This is a genomic window from Priestia sp. P1_B12_1, assembly GCF_056406695.1.
The window spans coordinates 13,507-34,208 of the sequence record NZ_JBFTZR010000023.1 but is presented as its reverse complement, the minus strand read 5'-3'; the positions used below and the strand labels follow the sequence as shown (position 1 = coordinate 34,208).

The 20,702-nt window shown below is 35.0% G+C and carries 17 protein-coding genes; 10 read left to right on the top strand and 7 right to left on the bottom strand.

Features of this window, described 5'->3' with window-relative positions; all coding sequences use genetic code 11:
* The first annotated feature begins 621 nt into the window (after positions 1-621).
* A complete protein-coding gene (ltrA, locus tag AC1D0Y_RS27580; protein ID WP_477708238.1) occupies positions 622-2,184 on the top strand; it encodes a group II intron reverse transcriptase/maturase in 1,563 nt (520 codons plus the stop codon).
* Between the two features lie 220 nt (positions 2,185-2,404).
* A complete protein-coding gene (locus AC1D0Y_RS27575; RefSeq protein ID WP_477708237.1) occupies positions 2,405-3,202 on the top strand; it encodes a PhzF family phenazine biosynthesis protein in 798 nt (265 codons plus the stop codon).
* Between the two features lie 54 nt (positions 3,203-3,256).
* Here the strand turns inward: AC1D0Y_RS27575 and AC1D0Y_RS27570 are convergent, their stop codons facing one another.
* The gene (locus tag AC1D0Y_RS27570; protein WP_477708236.1) at positions 3,257-3,604 is read right to left on the bottom strand and encodes a DUF3889 domain-containing protein; all 348 of its coding nucleotides are present in this window, start codon (positions 3,602-3,604) and stop codon (positions 3,257-3,259) included.
* A gap of 354 nt (positions 3,605-3,958) precedes the next feature.
* On the opposite strand from AC1D0Y_RS27570, the gene AC1D0Y_RS27565 reads away from it, so the two are divergent.
* The 5 genes from AC1D0Y_RS27565 to AC1D0Y_RS27545 all read left to right on the top strand — a co-directional run bounded on the left by AC1D0Y_RS27565 (position 3,959) and on the right by AC1D0Y_RS27545 (position 10,518).
* Positions 3,959-4,645, top strand: coding sequence for a GntR family transcriptional regulator (locus AC1D0Y_RS27565; RefSeq protein WP_477708235.1), 687 nt, complete (start codon positions 3,959-3,961; stop codon positions 4,643-4,645).
* Positions 4,646-4,669: 24 nt separating this feature from the next.
* Positions 4,670-5,770 (top strand): mannonate dehydratase, encoded by a 1,101-nt coding sequence (uxuA, locus tag AC1D0Y_RS27560; protein ID WP_477708234.1) that lies wholly within the window; start codon positions 4,670-4,672, stop codon positions 5,768-5,770.
* A 115-nt stretch (positions 5,771-5,885) separates the two neighbouring features.
* The gene (locus AC1D0Y_RS27555) at positions 5,886-7,421 is read left to right on the top strand and encodes an MFS transporter (RefSeq protein ID WP_216141302.1); all 1,536 of its coding nucleotides are present in this window, start codon (positions 5,886-5,888) and stop codon (positions 7,419-7,421) included.
* Between the two features lie 16 nt (positions 7,422-7,437).
* Positions 7,438-8,847 (top strand): glucuronate isomerase, encoded by a 1,410-nt coding sequence (gene uxaC, locus AC1D0Y_RS27550; protein ID WP_477708233.1) that lies wholly within the window; start codon positions 7,438-7,440, stop codon positions 8,845-8,847.
* Positions 8,848-8,877: 30 nt separating this feature from the next.
* A complete protein-coding gene (locus AC1D0Y_RS27545) occupies positions 8,878-10,518 on the top strand; it encodes a mannitol dehydrogenase family protein (protein ID WP_477708232.1) in 1,641 nt (546 codons plus the stop codon).
* Positions 10,519-11,056: 538 nt separating this feature from the next.
* Here AC1D0Y_RS27545 and AC1D0Y_RS27540 read toward each other — a convergent pair.
* The 3 genes from AC1D0Y_RS27540 to AC1D0Y_RS27530 all read right to left on the bottom strand — a co-directional run bounded on the left by AC1D0Y_RS27540 (position 11,057) and on the right by AC1D0Y_RS27530 (position 14,093).
* Complete coding sequence (locus tag AC1D0Y_RS27540) at positions 11,057-11,395, bottom strand: hypothetical protein (protein ID WP_477708231.1); 339 nt, start codon at positions 11,393-11,395, stop codon at positions 11,057-11,059.
* Between the two features lie 189 nt (positions 11,396-11,584).
* Entirely contained in the window at positions 11,585-12,436 is an 852-nt protein-coding gene (locus AC1D0Y_RS27535; RefSeq protein ID WP_477708230.1) for a MurR/RpiR family transcriptional regulator, read from the bottom strand.
* A gap of 280 nt (positions 12,437-12,716) precedes the next feature.
* A complete protein-coding gene (locus tag AC1D0Y_RS27530) occupies positions 12,717-14,093 on the bottom strand; it encodes an aspartate aminotransferase family protein (RefSeq protein ID WP_477708229.1) in 1,377 nt (458 codons plus the stop codon).
* Between the two features lie 511 nt (positions 14,094-14,604).
* Here AC1D0Y_RS27530 and AC1D0Y_RS27525 point away from each other — a divergent pair.
* From AC1D0Y_RS27525 to AC1D0Y_RS27515, 3 genes are all read left to right on the top strand, one after another.
* Positions 14,605-14,745, top strand: coding sequence for a hypothetical protein (locus tag AC1D0Y_RS27525; RefSeq protein ID WP_216141299.1), 141 nt, complete (start codon positions 14,605-14,607; stop codon positions 14,743-14,745).
* A gap of 660 nt (positions 14,746-15,405) precedes the next feature.
* A complete protein-coding gene (locus AC1D0Y_RS27520; protein WP_144633016.1) occupies positions 15,406-15,588 on the top strand; it encodes a hypothetical protein in 183 nt (60 codons plus the stop codon).
* Positions 15,589-15,671: 83 nt separating this feature from the next.
* Entirely contained in the window at positions 15,672-16,010 is a 339-nt protein-coding gene (locus AC1D0Y_RS27515; protein ID WP_477708228.1) for a VOC family protein, read from the top strand.
* A gap of 264 nt (positions 16,011-16,274) precedes the next feature.
* Here AC1D0Y_RS27515 and AC1D0Y_RS27510 read toward each other — a convergent pair whose 3' ends face one another.
* The 3 genes from AC1D0Y_RS27510 to AC1D0Y_RS27500 form a co-directional block, all read right to left on the bottom strand.
* Positions 16,275-17,714 carry a GntP family permease gene (locus AC1D0Y_RS27510; protein WP_165573181.1) on the bottom strand — a complete coding sequence of 480 codons (1,440 nt, stop codon included), beginning with the start codon at positions 17,712-17,714 and terminating at the stop codon, positions 16,275-16,277.
* A 204-nt stretch (positions 17,715-17,918) separates the two neighbouring features.
* A complete protein-coding gene (locus tag AC1D0Y_RS27505) occupies positions 17,919-18,971 on the bottom strand; it encodes a ketopantoate reductase family protein (protein ID WP_477708227.1) in 1,053 nt (350 codons plus the stop codon).
* Positions 18,972-19,284: 313 nt separating this feature from the next.
* Positions 19,285-20,136, bottom strand: a complete 852-nt coding sequence (locus tag AC1D0Y_RS27500) for a beta-keto acid cleavage family enzyme (protein WP_477708226.1) — start codon at positions 20,134-20,136, stop codon at positions 19,285-19,287.
* Positions 20,137-20,702 lie beyond the last annotated feature (566 nt).

Sequence of the window (20,702 nt, the reverse complement as noted above, 5' to 3'; positions counted from 1 at the left end):
TTCCGGAAAGAGACATTATGGTGCGACAAGAAGTCGCTTTCTTACAGTGTAGCTAACGCTACTCATCTAGACGTAGAGATGATCTCCATCCAAAACGGCATTCTTGGTAACGAGTTTGTCGGTTGCATGAGGAAATGCGGAAACAGAGGACAAATGCATGGTCCAGAATACTGCTAGGAGAAGATAGGCATGGTAAACGAAAGTGAAGGTTTGTAAGCTTCGTTACTCTTAGCTCAAGATAATGCATAGATTCGCTTGGGTCTTGGTAAGAGGAACAGTAGAATCATAATGCTACTCTAATGCGTCCCGCATCTTACCCGGAGTAAAGAACCTACCTACCCCTATCGTATCTGTAGAATGTGGAACTTGGTAAGCCCTATGTCATCTGCATCAGCAGTAGGATGACTGTAAAGTCAAACGATGTGGCAGAGGGTATGGGATATGAGAAAAAGCGAAAGCCGTTACCCTGAAAAGGAACAGGAAAGCAGAAACATCGTATAACTGGACGGATACTGTCGTCTCTATTGACAATGACAGGCTCGAAAGAGCGCTCACTTCTCGTGGGTCTTCAACACGAAAATAAATTTGTGGCTATCTTCTAACGAAAAGGAGCGTGCTGTTATGAATACCTCTCTACGAGCGTCGGCGCACGTCTCGCATAAAGATTGGTACTCTATTGATTGGAGTATTATACAAAAATATGTAGCGAAGTTACGACAAAGAATTTATCGTGCCGAACAACAGAATCAACGAAGAAGAGTACGAAAACTTCAACGTTTACTCCTTAGGAGTAAAGCAAATCTACTACTCTCTATTCGCAGAGTGACGCAACAAAATACCGGAAAGCGAACACCTGGTGTAGACGGCTGTACGGTCTTAAAATCAAATGAACGTATCACACTATATCAACAACTGCTAAAATATAATGTCTTTAAGCATCGCCCAAAGCCAGCGAAACGAACATTTATCGCTAAAAAAAATGGGAAGCTAAGACCTCTCGGTATTCCGACGATACGAGATCGAGTGTATCAAAACGTAGTAAAGAATGCACTGGAACCGCAATGGGAAGTTAGATTTGAAGCCACTTCCTACGGTTTTCGTCCTAAAAGAAGCACCCATGATGCTATAAGTAACCTCTTTAACAAGCTGAACACGAATAGTAAGAAAAAGTGGGTATTTGAAGGAGACTTCTTAGGATGTTTCGACCATCTTAGTCATAATTGGATAGTAGAACAAACATCTTCGTTCTCAGGAAATACTCTCATTAAAAGATGGCTCAAAATGGGATACATAGAGCAGGATATGCTTCATAAAACAACAGAAGGAACTCCTCAGGGAAGTATTGTGTCCCCTCTTCTGGCCAATATCGCGTTATGTGGGATGGAAGAAGAGATTGGTATCGTCTATAGGAAGACATACAAATCAAATGGAGGATATAAAATTGATCCAAAATGTAAAATAGGACGTATTCTCTACGCAGATGACTTCGTCATCGTAACGGAAACGAAGGAACAAGCTGAAAGTATGTATCAGAAACTCAATCCTTACTTACAAAAGCGAGGAATTAAACTGAGTGAAGATAAAACCAGAGTTACACATATCGAGAATGGGTTTGATTTCCTTGGTTTTTCACTCCGACAATACAAAACGGAACAAGGCAATAAGTTATTAATCAAACCCAGTAAAGACAGTATCAGAAAAGCAAAAAGCAAGATAAAAGATACGTTCGCAGTGATGCGAGGACGACCAGTAAAAGAACTAATACGTGTTTTAAACCCAATTATTCGTGGTTACGGACAGTATTGGAAACATGTCGTTTCTAAAAAGACGTTTGGTTATATAGACAACTACGTCTTCTTGAAAATAAGGAAACATCTTAGACAATTGCATCCAAGGAAGTCTTGGAAGTGGATTAATAAGCGCTATTTTAAGAAACCCCACCATGGCGGAAATAATAAATGGATTCTCACATGTCCACTTACTAATATTCAATTGTTGAAGATGTCTTGGATTAAAATAGAACGACATGTCATGGTAGCCTACAAGAACAGCCCAGATGATCCGAATCTAAAAGAGTATTGGGAAAAGCGAGACCGAAAGGTCTTTAATAGCGAAAACACTTTAGATAGGATGAAACCTATAGGTGAATTGGCTAAATTAGTACATGTACCATGTATTAAATAAGTTGTTCGGATAAAAAGAAGGCTTGAGCCGTATGACGGGAAATCTGTCACGTACGGTTCTTAGGGGGGCGGGCGCTCGTGAGAGTGCCTGCCTACCCGACTTGACTGGAAGTATAAGGTGCTTTTTGTGAATCTTTCTGCTTCTTAGTATCAAATAAAGGTAATTATATTGACTTGTTGAACTCTTATGCTAACTGGTAGTTAAAGGAGGGATAATCAGCATGAGTACCTATTTATATCGAGTAAATGCTTTTTCGCAAGATTTAACTTCAGGTAATCCAGCTTATGTGATTCGATTAACTAATCCAATTCAAAAACAGGTTATGCAAGAAATTGCTAAAGAGTTAAATCTACCTATTACAGCTTTTCTCTTAGAGCAACAGTGTAGCATATATGAGTTAAGGTTGTTTACTCCTTCACAGGAAATAAAATTGTGTGGGCACGGTACATTAGCAGCTGCACATATACTCTGGGAGGAAGGTGTTATAGAGGCCCAACATCCTATTACATTTGCGACAAAATCCGGTCATTTGAAAGTAGAAAAAGTAAAACAAGGGATTCAATTAGCTTTCTCTACTGATGCACCCGCCGCCATAGATATTACGCCTACTCTCCGACAGTTAGTAAGCGTACCTATCTTAAAGGCTGCCCAAAGCAGTGATCGATACATTATTGAAGTAGCAGATGAAGAATCATTGAAAGGACTTGTACCTAATTTAGCCCTCCTTGCTACTCTGCCTGTTACGGGTTTAGCCGTAACAAGCCCTTCAACTAAGTATGATTTTGTTTCTCGTTATTTTGCTCCTAGAATTGGAATAGAAGAAGATTTTGTGACAGGTTCAGCCCATTGTGGTCTAGCTCCTTATTGGAGCCAAAGGCTAAATAAAAAACAATTATATGCTTTCCAATCTTCTGAAAGAGGTGGAGAGTTATTCATTTATTATCAAGGTGATTTGACTTACATAACTGGTAAGGCTATTACTATTTATAAAAGTCATTTTAATGAATTGTTACTCTAAGGATACAGAAAGATTCAACAACAGAAAGAAGCGTCAGAATCAATTCTGACGCTTTTATGCATGCGTATTTTGCCTCTGTAAGCTTATCTTTGAAATTTTTTCTGATTTTGTATCAAAATGAATAGTAACTATAACTTCAAACTTCTTGTTATTTTCCTCAAGCCATAGTTTGAATGTCTCAACTGAATAATTCCCTTTCTGTTCTCGCTTTACGTGAAGGTAATCATAAATTTTAGCTGATGGATATCTTTCTCTAGCTTTTTGCATAGCGATCTTTCCCCACTTTGCATGTGAGGGAATCGCTTCTTCCGCATTTACTGTGTCGATGTTATGAGGATTACTCAAAAAAGGTATGAAAATAAACAGAATACATAAACAAGTGGTTATTAAGGGTTTATTCATTAATTAATCCTCCTGTTTTATTATATTCTGTTCTTATTTTATAAGTATTATCCTTAATCTGTACCGATAAAGTTGATTATGGTACTTACGATTGCATGTGATACTAATCCTTATTTATTAGGTTTTTTATCTATTTCAAGCGATTCTATGATTTTATCAAGTTTTTTTCAATTTTAATTTCAAAAATTATTTGTTAAAATTTTCAGAAAACTATTGCAAAAAAAACTAAATAACAATAAACTAATATTAAAACTACCATATTAATATATTAATATGACAGGTTATCACTAAAAAAGGAGGTTCCACTCGATTCCTCATTTTTAGTACAACTAAGTTTAGAGAAGAGGAAATGTAGTGTCACGTATTAGTGTAAAAGCGAAAGAGTTTGCTTATGAGCAAATTAAAAAGGATATTTTACAATTAAACCTTTTACCTGGAACAAAAATCTCTGAAAAAATAATCTCAGATCAATTAGATGTCAGTCGAACTCCGATTAGAGAAGCATTTTTAAAATTGGCCCAAGAAGAGTTATTAACGATTATTCCGCAAAGTGGGACATTTGTTTCATTAATCCATTTGGATCATGCAGAAGAGGCACGATTAGTGCGCGAGCTTATTGAAGCAAATATTGTCGGGATTTGCTGTGAAAATCTTACGAAGGAATCAGCTTTTAGCTTAGAAGTTAACTTAAAAATGCAAGAGCAACTAGTCAGTCAAGAGCCTGGAGAGGAAGAAATTAAAAAATTCCTTGAATTGGATGAAGAATTTCATAAAGAACTGTTTGTCTGTTGTGGAAAGCAACGTACGTGGAAAATGATCCAAAGTATGGTGGGACATTTAAATAGGCTTAGATTGTTGAGATTACAAGACACTCAGGATTTGGATTGGAGTGTAATTATCAATCATCATAAGGAAATTTTTGAAGCAATTTGTGAAAAAGACAAACAGAAGGCAGAAAATCTTATGTCTGAACACATAAGATTAATGATTACTGAAAAAGATATTTTACTTCAAAAATTCCCAGAATATTTTTTAGTCTAAATAAACAAAGGGGAGAGAAATATCATGCAAATGACATTTCGTTGGTTTGGGGAAGGAAATGATTCCATAACATTAAAGCAGATTCGCCAAATCCCGGGAGTAAAGGGAATTGTATGGGCACTTCACGACGTACCTGCTGGAGAGGTTTGGTCTGCTGAACGTATAGAAGAAGTCGTTAATCAAGCAAAAGCACAAGGGTTAAATACTGATGTTGTTGAAAGTGTCAATATTCATGAGGATATAAAGCTGGGCTTAAATACAAGAGACCAATATATTCATGCCTATAAGGAGACATTAAGAAATTTAAGAAAATTTGGGGTTAAGGTTGTATGCTATAACTTTATGCCAATATTTGATTGGTTTCGTACTGACTTATTTAAAGAAACCGAAGATGGCAGTACGGCGTTATTCTTCGATGCCGAGAAAGTGATCTCACTTACACCTGAGAAGGTTGTAAATAACATGGAAGAGAATTCAAATGATTTAACACTTCCTGGCTGGGAGCCTGAGAGATTAAAAGATTTGAAAAACTTATTTAACCAATACAAAGACGTTACAGAAGAACATTTATTAGAGAATCTGATTTATTTCTTGGAGGAAGTGTGTCCTACTGCGGAACAATGCGGCATTAAATTGGCTATTCATCCTGATGATCCGCCGTTTTCAATCTTTGGATTACCTCGGATCGTAAAAAATAAGAATGATATTAAGCGTATTTTAAATGCTGTTGATAGTCCTTCGAATGGGTTAACATTTTGTTCGGGATCATTAGGGGGAAATCCAAATAACGACTTAGTTGATATTGTGAGATCCTATGCTAGTCGAATTCCATTTGCACATATTCGGAATGTAAAACATTTTGAAGATGGCAGCTTTATAGAAACTTCACATCGAGATGAGGATGGTTCTATACCTATGACAGGTATTGTAAATGCTCTTTATGAAAGCGGTTTCGATGGCTATGCTCGTCCAGATCATGGTAGACATATTTGGGATGAGATGTGTAGGCCGGGCTACGGCTTATATGACCGTGCTTTAGGGGCAATGTATTTACAAGGTGCATGGGATACGAATGTCCTGTTAAAAAATGAATCTATCAAAAAAAGACAAATTCAAAATAATTAGGGGCTTTTTCACCATGATAACCAGATAGAAGGAATAAATCTATTTTATTCCTTCTATTTGGAACTTCTTTTATTGTAAGCGCTTTAAAACGGAGAACGGGGATGGGGGAGTCAGGATGTCGAGAAAAAATAAAGAAATCAGCCTCAAAACAAGTATTGGTTTTGGTTTAACAGATATGGTAGGCGGAGGGGCCTTTACGATTATTGGAGCATGGCTATTATTCTTCTACACAACGTATGGGGGCTTATCAGCTGTTCAAGCAGCATCGATTATCGCGATTGCCCGAATTGTTGATGCAGTGTTTAGTTTATCCATGGGGAGTCTTTCGGATAATTTCCTTAAATTTAGAATGGGAAGAAAATATGGTAGACGCAGGTTTTTCTTGCTGATTGGTTCGCCGTTAATGCTTCTTTACGCTTTGTTATGGGTATCAGGAATGAATTATTTCTACTATCTGATTACCTTTTTAATGTTTGAAATTATTGCAGCTTTAGTATTAATTCCGTGGGAAACACTTCCGTCAGAAATGACAAAGGATTTTAATAAAAGAACGAAATTATCAACAGCTAGAATGTTTATTTCAGGTCTTGGTACATTTTTAGCCACATTTATTCCAGGTCAATTATTCAACATTTTAGGTCAAGATAATTCGATGGCTTTTCTTATTAATGGGGCATTTTTTGCCGTTATTTATGCCATTTGTGTTTTTATTTCGTTTCGTTCAACTTGGGAAAGAGAATTTTCTCCTGAAGAACTTCAGGTTTTATTGAATCAAAAGAATGAGAGAAAAAGCTTTTCAGAAACTTTAAAAGCAATCGGTCAAACACTTGCTGATTTTGGCTCAACGTTTAGAGTAAAAAGTTTTCGTAAGCACCTGCTTATTTATATTTGCTCGATGACTGCCAAGGATGCATTTAATGCAGTGTTTGTTTTCTACTGTGTCTTTGCCTTGCATAGTACATCAACAGTTGCAGCAAACTTGCTTTCATTCAGTATTATCGGGCTTCCAGGTGCAATCGTATATGGATTTTTATTAATTAAGATTGGACCAAGTAACTTATTTAAAATTTCATATTCGACAATGATTCTTTGCATATTAGGGTATGTAGCTGTCTATTTTTTACAACCTAGCAACTTAATTCTAACTTTAATGATTATCTCGTTCGTATATCAAGTCGGAAGAAGTATGCTAGAGTTTATCCCTTGGAATGTATTCCCGTTTATTCCAGATGTCGATGAAATGATTACGCGGAAAAGAAGAGAAGGATTGTTTGCTTCCATCATGACATTCTTTAGAAAGTCTTCTGTTGCATTAGCTACATTTTTAGTTGGGGCAATCTTAGAAGGTGGCGGATTTGTACAAGGTGCTGAAACTCAGCCAGAAGGTGCTGTAAACACGATTTTAGGCATTATGATCTTTGGAGTAGGCGGATTGTTGCTCATTTCATTAATCGCAGCTTTTACATTTAAGTTAAATAAACAAACGCACTCCATTCTTGTTGCAGAAATAGATCGTTTAAAAAACAATGGAAGCAAAGAAAGTGTTGATCCAAAAACAAAAGATGTAGTAGAAACGCTCACGGGTTATAAATATGAAAATCTATGGGGCGGTCCAACAAGGAATGACATTCCTCATGTAGAGGCTAAATAAGGAGGGAGTAGTTGAGATGAAAGCTTTTATGGATAAAGATTTTTTACTACAAACCGGAACAGCGAAACGATTATTCCATGATTATGCAGCTAAAATGCCCATCTTTGATTACCATTGCCATTTAGATCCTCAGGAAATCTATGAAAATAGAACGTATAAAGATTTGACGGAATTATGGCTTGAGGGAGATCATTATAAATGGCGTGCGATGCGGGCAAACGGCATTGACGAATATTATATTACTGGAAATGCCGATACGTACGAAAAATTTGAAAAATGGGCAGAAACTGTTGAAAGGTTAATTGGCAACCCGCTTTATCATTGGACGCATATGGAATTAAGACAATATTTTAACGTGGATACCATTTTGAAAAAGTCGACTGCAAAAGAGATATGGGATACTTGTAATGAAAGACTAAGCAATCCTAATTTTTCAGCAAGAGGTTTGATTGAGCATTCGAACGTCACTTTCATTGGTACGACAGACGACCCAGTTGATGATTTGAGATTTCATAAGCTATTACAAGAGGATGAGGACTTTTCTACAATTGTTTTACCATCGTTCAGGCCAGACCAAGCAATGTGGATTCAAAACGAGTCATGGAAAGATTATATTGAAAAGTTGGAATATATTACCGGAATTAAGATAACAAATTTTACGCAACTAGTTGACGCCTTAGAAAGCAGAATGGATTATTTTCATGACATTGGTTGTAGAGTATCAGACCATAGTTTAGAGACAGTTGTATTTGAAAGTGCTACATTGCAAGAGCTAGATGCGATAGTGAAAAAAAGATTGAATAAAGAAACTCTGTCATTAAAGGAAACGTATCAGTTTTTAACGCAATTGCTCGTAAGTCTTGGGAAAGCCTACAGTAAGCGTGACTGGGTGATGCAATATCATATCGGGGCATTAAGAAGTGCCAACTCTCGTCTGTTCAGTGAGATTGGTATAAATATTGGGTGTGACTCGATGAAGGATGAATCCATTGCGAATCCCTTGTCCAGATTGTTAGATGAGCTTGATAAGGATCAACGCCTTCCGAAAACGATTTTGTACAGTTTGAACCCTACAGATTATGATATGCTGGCTACAATGGCAGGCAATTTCCAAGGCGGAGGAACTCCATCGAAAGTTCAGTTTGGTTCTGCCTGGTGGTTCAATGATCATATCGATGGTATGACTGCTCAAATGAAAATCCTTGGCAATGTCGGGCTATTAGCTAGATTTGTAGGGATGTTAACAGATTCACGCAGCTTCTTATCGTACAGTCGCCATGAGTATTTCCGGAGAATCTTGTGCAATATTTTAGGGAATTGGGTTGAAAATGGAGAATATCCATACGATTTAGAATGGTTAGGAGAAATTGTTGAGGATATTTCATATAACAATGCTGTCCAATATTTTGCAATCAATTTAAAGTGAATGATGTTCGAATTAGAAGAGGGTGAAAAAATGCTGCGTTTAGGAAAAGAAGAATTAAAAATGAAGAAAGATCAATTTGCAAAGCTAAGAATTAAAACACCAGACTTTGATGTTGAAGAAGTCTGGGAAGCTACGAAAAAAGACCCGACTTGGGTGCATTTTGGGGGCGGCAATTTATTTAGAGCCTATCATTCTGTCTTACAACACCATTTAATTGAATTGAATGAGACAAATAAGGGAATTATCGTTGTTTCAACTAGCAATGATAGCAAAATCGAAAAAGCTTATCATCCGTATGATAATTTATGTCTTGATGTGATAATGAAAACTGATGGAACATTAGATATGGAAGTTATCGCAAGTGTTGCAGAAAGTATTGCAGCGAATCAGGAGACAACTTCCTGGCAACGATTAAAAGAGATTTTTCAAAATCCTTCCCTTCAATTTATTACACTTACGATTACGGAAAAAGGATATGACTTGGAGGATATCAATGGTGAAATTAGAGGGTCTGTTCGTGAAGAAATTGAGCAAGGAATCGAGCATCCAAAGCATACAATTGTCATATTAACAGCCCTTCTTTTTGAAAGATATCAAAATGAAAAAACACCGCTAGCATTAGTTAGTACAGATAATTTCTCCCACAACGGAGATAAGTTGAAAGATGCTGTCATGACGGTGGCCTCCATCTGGAAAGAAATCGGCGTTGTCGAGCAAGGATTTATTGATTATTTAAATGATGAAAATATTATTTCGTTCCCTTGGAGCATGATTGATAAAATTACTCCACAACCATCTTTGGACGTACAGAAAAAACTGGAAGAAATCGGCTTTGGTAGTGTAGAGCTAATTCAAACGAGAAAAGATCGACCGGCATCAATCGCTCCATTTGTAAATACAGAGGAATCTGAATATCTTGTGATTGAGGACCGTTTTCCAAATGGAAGACCGGCATTAGAAAAGGTCGGCGTCTATTTTACAAAAAAAGAAGTTGTTGATCGTGTCGAAAGAATGAAAGTATGCACTTGCTTGAATCCGCTTCATACTGCATTAGCCATTTTTGGCTGCCTGCTAAAATATAAATCAATTGCTGATGAAATGAAGGATGAAGATTTAAAGGCGCTTATAGAAAAAATTGGCTACGATGAAGGAATGAAGGTCGTAACAGATCCTGGTATCATCAATCCAATGGAATTTATTAAAGAAGTCATTGAAATGCGGTTTCCAAATCCAAATATTCCGGATACGCCGCAGCGAATTGCAACAGACACTTCACAGAAGCTAAGTATCCGTTTTGGCGAAACATTAAAAATGTATGTGAATCGAGAAGGTTTGGACGTCAATGATTTAACATTTATCCCATTAACAATTGCAGCTTGGTGCCGCTATTTAATAGGGATTGATGATGCAGGCGAAGCATTCGCAATTAGTCCTGATCCACTGTTAGAGGATTTACAGCAGCACATACAAAAAATAGAATTTGGCAATCCCGATTCTGTAGGCGAACACTTGCAGCCGATTTTATCAAATAGGAGAATCTTTGGTATTGATTTATATGAAATTGGCTTAGGGGAAAAAGTGGAGGGGTTTTTTAAACAACTTATTAAAGGACCTGAAGCGGTAAGAACAACTTTGCATGAAAATGTTGAGGGTACGATAGAGGTTCGATGAAACAATAAGACCGAAAGCTAAATTTAAGCTTTCGGTCTTATTGTTTTGGGGGCTTGATGAGTTTACTGTCTGGATCAGAGAATTTGCTTGCCAGATTTATTATTTTACTATCCGGATTGCTCGAGCAAACGTTTATGGTAATGGAACGGATAAAAGCGATAGTTATCGATTATTCTCTAAAAAAAAATAACTTTTTGATATTAAATATCTGTTCTGATGCAAAGTTTGGATTCACTTCCATGTACATCTTTAAAACTTATAGATATTTATATGGTCAGTCCAAAAGGAGACTTGTATAGGTATGAAAACTAAGGTTGTAATCGGTTTGAGTATGTTTGGAATAATCATAGTTATAACTGCTTTGAGCTCAGTATATTTTATACTAGGTATTCTTTCTTGTATTGATAGAAGGGTGAAAAAAGACGTTAAACCTAAAAAACTTACCTATCTGACAAGGTAAGTTTAGAATTTTATTTCCTATAATTTTGATTATGGTAACTAAGATTTTATAAGGTATGTACARTCTTATTARGATTAATTACAAMAAGAATCGATTGTGTAGATATCTTATAATTAGCAATCCTATATAAACAATAAGAACTGAAAGGAAAAAGGGGGTTTTATGGAAATAAATGCTGCTGGTATTTTCCAACATGTTAAAGCTGATAGTGAACTTATGGGGATAATCCACTGCATAATCTTCGTAAGTAATCATTAAATCTTGTTGAGCAAATGGAAAAGGATAACCAAACATTGCTACGCTTAGCTCTTCACGTTCATCAATAGTAACTGGCATGAGGATAGAAATAAGAACTAAAAATACGCTTACAAACAAGAGATACAGCCATATAAATAGTCTATCTAGTAACTCACTCATTATTTTTGACCCCCTATCACCTTTGGCAGTTCCTTATAAAATGATATATAGAATCATTAAATTCTATTCATGTGTTTTGCTTCTGATAATAGGTTTTATGTTAACTAGAGACAGAAATCATATATATCTTAAAAACAGAAAAAACTACTGGCTCATCAGGGACCAGTAGTTTTTTCTGTAACTATTCAATTAATTTTTATAAAAAATATTAAGTTTATCCCATATTTCCTCAAGAGACTGTAGTTTACCTTGAAAGTTTTCTTCTTTTTCTTTTCCTACAGATATAATTAGTGCATTTATAAGACTAAGTGGAGCTACAAATGAATCAATAAAAGTCGGCATCTGACTAGATGCTGTTAATGGGATATCTGCATAAGGTATTAGGGGTGATAATAGATTATCTGTTATTGCAACGGTTGTTGCTTCTTTTTCCTTTGCATATGAAAGAACTTTTAGTGTGCTTTTTGTATATCGTGCAAAACTAATTCCAATTACTACATCATCTTCATTTAAATCATATATACGTTCTGATACATTCTCAATTGAGTGAATAAGCTCAACTTGTTCTAAAAGGAATTGCAGATAGTACTGTAAAAATACACCTAAAGCTGTAGCACTTCTATTTGCCACAATATATACTCTTTTAGCTTTGACTAGGCTCTCTACCGCACTTTTAAAAACCTCTATATCTAACTTATCTAAAGTGGATCTAATGTTTGAAATATCGTCTAAAAAGATATCGTATACGCTTTGATTTTCATCATTATATACTTCTTTGGAAATCTTGAGCCTCTCAGTTGTTGTCAACTGTTGTTGGGCAGAGCTTTGCATGTATTGTTGAAGTTCTGGATAACCGGAATATCCTAAAAAAGTAGAAAAGCGCACAACAGTCGCAGGGCTAACCCCTGTAATCTTGGCTAACTTATCTCCAGTTAAAAAAGGAACCGTATTAGGATTTTCTAAAATGTATTTAGCTATCCTCAAATTAGATTTACTCATAGTAGGCATCTGTTCTGCAATATGCTTATAAACATTTTCCATTTAATTTAATAATCTCCTTCGTTCTGAGCGAGTTGTATATGCTGAAAAATTATTTTAAATTATATATTTACTATTATAAACTAAAATGCCCTTCAAAAAATTGATCAGTTTTAGAGTAACYTTCTAGTATATCCTTCRAAATTTTCAATAAATCACYAATAACGGCTAGTCTATGCTTTTCTAAAACCATTTACACGTTAAATTTAGGTATATATTAAAAAAAGAACTACAACAAATTATGCATCTGCATAGTTGTTATAGCTCGCAATAAATTCAGGATTTATTTATTGATTACACGCTTAATTGCTTCGTCATGTGCTGATACTGTACGTTGGATATCTTCTTCTGTGTGAACAACGGCCATAGAGTAACGGTTAAGTGGCTTCGTATAGACACCTAGTTTCAATAACTCATAATCAATTTTTTTACGTAATTTTGTATCTGCTTTACTCATATCACGATAATTTTTGATATTTCCTTCACCGAGAATAATATTAAAAATACTACCTATACCCACGGTTTGCATAGTCAGCCCGTGGGATTTATATACTCCTTCTAATTGGTCCCTTAATAATTGAGTTTTGGAAAATAATTGGTCCATTGTACTTTCCTGCTCCAATACATTAATTGTAGCTAAACCTGCCGCAAGTATAGTTGGATGACCATTGTATGTCCCACTATGGTATAGAGGATCTTGTTTATTCTTATTCTCTGCTCCAGCTGTTAAAATATCACGTCCACCTCTAGCAGAACTAATCATCATAATGTCTTTTTTACCACCAATAGCTCCTACCGGAAACCCTCCCCCAAGTACTTTTCCTAAGGCAGTAATATCTGGTTTAATTCCATAGGTTTTTTGTGCTCCCCCAAGCGAAATTCTAAAGCCTGTCTTTACTTCATCAAAAATTAACACAATATCAAGTTCCTCTGTAATTTTACGAAGACCAGTCATGAAATCTTGATCAGCTGGGATAAATCCACCTTGAATAGGTTCTAAAATTACACCTGCCAGCTCGTGAGCATGAGCTTTTAAAATCTTTTCTGTTGCTTCTAGATCATTAAATGGAAGAATCACTGTATTATCAAGATAATAATTTGGCAGTCCTCTTGATTCCCCTACTGCTTTAGGAATTGTTGCCTCCCCTGCTTTATCTATATCAGGATTAACACTTACTAAAACTTGATCATATCCCCCATGATAATGCCCTTCAAATTTCGCAATCTTTTCTTTACCTGTATAGGCAACGGCTGTTCGAATAGCTAAAAGTGTAGCTTCTAACCCTGAGTTTGTATAGCGAACCATTTCAATACCAGGATATAACTCAACTAATTTTTCTGCCATTGTTGTTTCCATTTTGTGTGGTGTACCGAAAATAGTTGTACCCGACTCCATCATCTGTTTCGTTACAGCCTCAAATACTTGTGGATGCCCGTGTCCTAAGATGAGAGCACCATAACATAAGAGATAATCAATATATTCGTTTCCATCCACATCAAAAAGTTTACTTCCTTTTCCTTTCTCCATCATTAGGGGGTGTGGATCAAAATACTTAATATTCGCTGTGACACCTCCAGGAATTACTTCACATGCTTTGTTGAATAAGCTTGCAGACTTTTTAGTCTTTTCGGAAAGTAATATCTCCTCTTGCATTTTCATAAAAAAACCTCCACTGTTTTATTAAAAATAGGGAAATTAAAATTTCRAAAATTATTATATCATGAAATATACATTTCAAAATGAGAAAATTTTATTTATTTATAGAAAATAAGCTTAAATAACAGACCCTCTATCGAAAAAAACATTGTGTTATCTAATATGTATATTTTACGGGCAGCTAATTTGATTTGGGTCCAGTACTTTTAAGATATAAAGCCTCATTCTAATTACTTAATTTTTTTAAGTATTTATAAAAATATTCCATTATATCCTTAACATTGTTAAGTGATCAGAATATTATGTTATTTTTAATTTAAATTGTAAACGTTTTCATATATAATAAGAATTAAGTTGGATAGCAAGCGTGGCTATCATTGTATATGGCGTAGGCGGGGCCAGTACAAGATAAAAGTAGTTTATCATACAAAATACGTTGTTAATTTGTATGTATAAGAGATTGCTAGTTGGGCAATAATAAAAAATAGGAACTTACATAAAGGAGGTCAAACTATTGAGCCAATATAAACAGGTTTTCTCTACGTTTATTAATGAAGAAAGATTTGACTTACATTCCTACCTTACTTATCTATTTATCAATGAATGTCAGGAGGATGTCATAAATCAGTTAGAACAGGAACATGTAAATCAATAAATTACCAGATATGAAAAGGTGAAAGGATAACTAATAATGAATAGAAAAATTTTGTAGGTGACTTTATCTTTCTACACAGAAGGATTAGGTCGCCTATTGATGTTTTGTCTAAATATTCATTTTCGTTGGAAAGACTACTAATTTTACTTCTTATCAGCTACTATTTCATCTTTCACTTCCCYCATAAGAAATTATTAAAGAGATAGTTATCAAATATAAATTCCAGAATGGATTATATTTGATAAGTTTTGAACAACGTAATCTTCACTGAAAGTAAATGAATAATGTATTTTATAAAATTGAGTAAATATATAAACTTATTTATAAAATTAAAGTTTCAATATTTACACTATCTGACGACAAATATGGGCTTTTTCTACAATGTGTGTAAATGATAAAACTATTTTTTATAAAATACATTGACTATTAATCTTATGCATAACATAAAATCAACTATTATATATAATTAGTATATAAACTTACTGGTTATTCTAGTATATATATATATTTTATATATACTTATTGGTTATTGTTTTTATGTAGATGTTTATCTTAAGACTTATATAAAAGAAACTTGTTAAACAGGAATTCTATAAAAACTGTAGAAAATATTATGGATAATTGATTGTGTAAAAATTCCCAGTCAAAGGTGGGGTATTCGTGGGAAACGAGAAGTTGGTTGAGGTACTTGATAAGTTAATTGAAAGGTCGGAAAGATGGTCTAAGGATGCAGAAAAAAGAAAGGATTTAAACAGCTCCATATTTTACGAAGGGCAAACAAAAGCTTTTGAAGAAGTAAAACGAATGGTTAAAAGAGATATAGATAAATATTTACATTCATAGAGTAAACTATTCATCTAATTAATGGTTTTTATAGGATACGACACAAGACTTATTATTGAATGTATTTAAGAAAGGGTGAAAACATGAAAATTCATCACCTCAACCTAACAGTTACAGATGTTCCTGCTACTCAAGAATTTTTGAAAACATATTTTGGTATGACATGTAGGGCAAACAGGGGGAAAGGTTTTGCTATAATGTATGATGAAGATGGTTTTGTACTAACTTTAATGAAGGGGAGCGAAGTTAATTATCCAAAGACCTTCCATATTGGATTCCCCCAAGAGAATGAAGAGCAGGTAAATAAAATTAATCAAAGGTTAAAAGAAGATGGGTTTAATGTCGAAGCTCCAAAACAATTACATGGTTATACATTTTATGTAGAGGCACCTGGAGGATTTACAGTTGAGGTATTTTGTTAAATTATCAAAGTCTTTCTCATATATTTTTAGTTAACATAATGGATATTATAGAGATTGATCAGTAAAAAGGCCCTTGAAATCTCATAAGGGCCTCTTCTCTGACAATAACTATTATTTTATATACATATATTTCAAAAACAATTAATTATCTACTGCTTTATAAGTAATGATTAATATATTGAATAAAAAATTTTTCACTCATTGTACATCTTTTAAAAAAAGGCGCTATTCTCCTCTATTTTCAATATATCGATAAACGAAATATTATACAATTCCAGTTAAACTATAAATTCCAATGATTATGAGAACAGTTAACGTTTTCAAAATAGTGATAGCAAAAATATCACGATACGATTGAACATGTGTCAAACCACAAACGGTAAGGATCGTAATGACTGCTCCATTATGGGGTAGTGAATCCATCCCTCCGGAAGCCATTGCAATTACCCGGTGCATGACTTCTGGAGGAATGTTATATTGGGCTGCCGCCTCCATATACTTTTCACCCATCACGCTTAGTGCAATCCCCATTCCTCCGGAAGCTGATCCGGTAATTCCCGCCAAAACATTAGTTGTTACGGCTCCGTTGACAAGTGGATTCGTAAATATATGCGAAACACCATCTCGAACAACGCTAAAGCCAGGAAGTGCAGCAATAATACCGCCAAACCCATATTCGGAGGCTGTATTCATAGTTGCTAGTAACGCTCCACCAATGCTAATACTTATCCCTTCTTTAAATTTGGATTGTACTTCTCTCCAGTTATATAATATCGTAGAAATTATTCCAAACAATAAGGCAAGTTCTACTGACCAAATTCCAGTAACCTGGGAAAGTTCGACCTTCCCAAAAGAATCTAGACCGATGGAAGAGAAATCAAATCCGTTTGGATACCACTTAGGAATAATCGTAGTGAAAAATTTATTAGTGACCCCAACAAGAATTAGTGGAACAAATGCAAGAAGTTCACGAGAACGGCTGTTTGAAGTCTTGAGGTTTATTGAATAATTCTCCTCTTCAGCCTGGATAGTGGCTGCCATTTCTACTTCATTACCTTCAAAACCTGAATATCCTTCTCCAGCTTTGCGAGCCTTTCGAGAACGTGATTCTAAATAAATCATTCCAACAGAAAAAACAATAACCCCACCAATTATCCCTAGCATTGGAGCAGCGTAAATATCTGTCTTAAAAAAGGTAGTAGGAATTACATTTTGTATTTGTGGCGTTCCAGGTAAGGCATCCATCGTAAATGTTGCGCCCCCTAAAATAATAGTTGCGGGGAGCAGGCGTTTGGGAATATTTGATTCACGAAATATGTTGGAAGCAAACGGGTAAACAGCAAAAGCAACAACAAACAAACTTACACCACTATAAGTCAGTATTGCACTTAGTAGTACAGTAGCTAAAATTGCTCGTTTAGGTCCCACCCAACTGATTATAGTTTGAGCAATAGATTTTGCCACTCCAGACATTTCAACTATTTTTCCAAATATAGCTCCTAAAAGGAACACCGGAAAATATAACTTAACAAAACCAACCATCTTTTCCATGAAAATATTAGAAAAGAAAGGGAGTACGTATGATGGCTCAGTCAACAAAACTGCAAACAACGCACAAAGCGGCGCAAAAAGAATTACTGAAAATCCTCGATAAGCAATAAACATAAGCAGTCCTAAAGATAAAAGAATAACAATAAGATCCATACAATCCTCCTTATTTTTAATAAATAGTTAGTTTCTACAATATAAAACGCATGAAACAAGGACCGTTTACGAAGTTTTCAGAAGCCTATAAGTGATCTAACATCTATTATTTAAAGTCCCATAAAATACACAATCTATTTATTGGTTGCTCCTCTTCCCTATTCTGTAAATCCGTGGAGGCTTTACTTCAGACTATATAGCACGCTATTCTCTGAAGCTCATTTTACGCATACTTGATAAATTGGGATTAAAGTGCTTTATATTGTCTGTAAATCTTGGAGAACTACCTTTTTTTTCAGCTTCCTTCACTAATTTGACAACTAAATCATTATAAGGAGTTTTTATTCCTGCCTCCCTCCCCTTTCTACAAATAAAACCGTTGATAAAGTCAATTTCAGTTTTTCTTTTCTTTTCCAAGTCTTGTAACATGCTCGCTTTTGTATTACTATGTGGTCCCCAAACTTCTTGATAAAAATCCATTTTATTAGATATATCATTTTCATCTTGAAGTTCAAGAACCTCCATATCTTTTCCTTGAATCCTCTCCAATTTAATTCCATAAGCATGGGCAACCTTTATAGTTTCGTCTGCAATGTAGGCTAAGCTAACCATTGCTGGATCACTGGATAAAACCTCCCCAAAACAACAGCCTAATGCAGCTGACATGCCACTAAATGTTGCATTCATTAATAATTTTGCCCATTTTATTCCCATGATGTTAGAAGAGATATCACAATGACCAACTAAATCTAAAATTCTTTTTACTTCCTTGAGTCGAGGAGTTATTGATCCATCTAATTCACCAATATCAAACGCATATTTTTTTAAAATGCGAGTTTCTGTTGCAAGTTCGGATACACCTGGACCAAGCCAGGTAGCACCAAATCCTACAACACCACCAATGGTTCTTTCATGTCCAATATAAGAAGCAACGAAGTCCTCAGGTATACCATTTTGCAACGTACAGACGATACTAGTAGAGTGAAGATGCGGAAGCAATTGTTCTAAAGAAGCCTGATTGTAAACCTGTTTAGTTAATAAAAAAACTAAATCATATTGACCAGTAATTTCATGGGGTAACATGGCCTTTACAGGAACACAAAGATCCATAAAGCCAGTAATCTTTGCACCGGAATGATTGAGCGCGGATACATGTTCCTTATTGATATCGATTAAATCTACTTTTTGTCCTCCTGCAGTAATTAAGGCTCCTATTATAGTTCCTAAGGAACCTGAACCCATTATTGCAATTCTCATATGTATTCCTCCCTGGAGAATGATTAATTTATTGAATGAACTCAAGTTTATTAAGTGCATTTTCTTCTACTAAAATTGATAAATAAATAAAAAGGCTATTAAAATTTTAAGTTTCAGAATAATTATAATACTCTCTTTTAATGCCTTTTTTGTGTCTTCTTCAATCCCACACGATGGGTCAAAAATTATTCAATCTACAATATTACTTTATTCAGAGGTGCTCATCCTCTCCTTTTACTCATTTTAAGGAGAATTAGAAGAATCTAACCGGATTGATGCTTGGAAAAGCAAAGAGCAGCCAAGATTTCCTAGATTATTTACCAATGCTACTTAATCCCTTCAAGCGCTTTGAATTATCCAAACCTAAAATTTCTCTAGCTTGGTTCGGAGTAGCGACATCTCTTCCTAAAGTTTGAGATAAACCTACAATTCTTTCTACAAATTGAGCGTTGGTTTTCGCCAATTCACCCTGTCGATAATAGACACTGTCCTCCATTCCTACGCGAACATGTCCCCCCATTATAATACTCATTGTGTTGATAGCTAATTGATCTTTACTTGCTCCAATTGCCGACCAAGTTGAACCGGCAGGAATACTTTCAGCTAAAAATAATAAATTCTTGAGTGTAGCTGGCATCCCTCCCCTTATACCTAAAACAAACTGAAAATGAAATGGGGATTCGATGAAGCCCTTTTTAGCAATCCGCAAGGTATTATCAATCATACCGACATCGAATATTTCAATCTCAGGCTTTATCTCATACTCCTTCATTTTTTTTGCCAAGCGCTCCAGAAAATTAGGTGAATTAAGAAATACATCACTACCAAAATTCATTGAACCAGCATCAAAAGTTGCCAACTCAGATCCTAATTCACATACTCGAAGACGATCTTCATCGTTCATGGCCACTCCACCAGCTGTCGTTAAGTTAATAATAATATCGCATTTATCCTTTATTCGATTAACGACTTCTACATAGGTACCTAAATCAAGAGAATTATTTCCGTCTTCATCTCTTACGTGAATATGGGCTATAGACGCCCCTGCTTGCCACGCTTCATAAACAGAATCGGCAATTTCCTTTGGAGTAAAAGGTACATAAGGAGTATGTTTGCGAGTTGTCTGAGCCCCAGTTGGAGCAACGGTAATAATTAATTTCTCCAAAATAATCCCTCCATTTGATTAACATTACTGGTATTTTAGCGAAACGTTTCGAGGAAAAAATAATGCGAAAACTATATAAATCATTAAAAAATACGAAGTTTTCTTTATTAAATAGCTATTTTAATGAGGATCAAAAAGTTATAATTAAAATTCGATGCATAAAACAACGAAACGTTTCGTTGATACTTATTATAATTTGTTAACGCTTACAAAATCAAGGGATTTCTAACTGATTTTCAGAATATTATTAGTTATTTATCCTCTTCTATTGAAATAATAAGCAGGTGTGTGCGATGATACTTTCTATTTGTTTACTAGTTTAGTTACGTATATTACGTACTATTGCTTATAAAATATACAAAGTTTTCCTAGAAAAAATTTAGGATCTTAGAGTCTATAAAAACAAGAAAATTAGTATGAACTTCCTTGTCATTACATCTACAAAATATTAAAAGAACCAGGACCATCAAGCGATTTAATAATCATAAAAAGATGAATACGTACATTGGTATTGATTGATATTCTGTGGTTCGGTTCTACGACACTTTTTTACAATGAAAAAACTA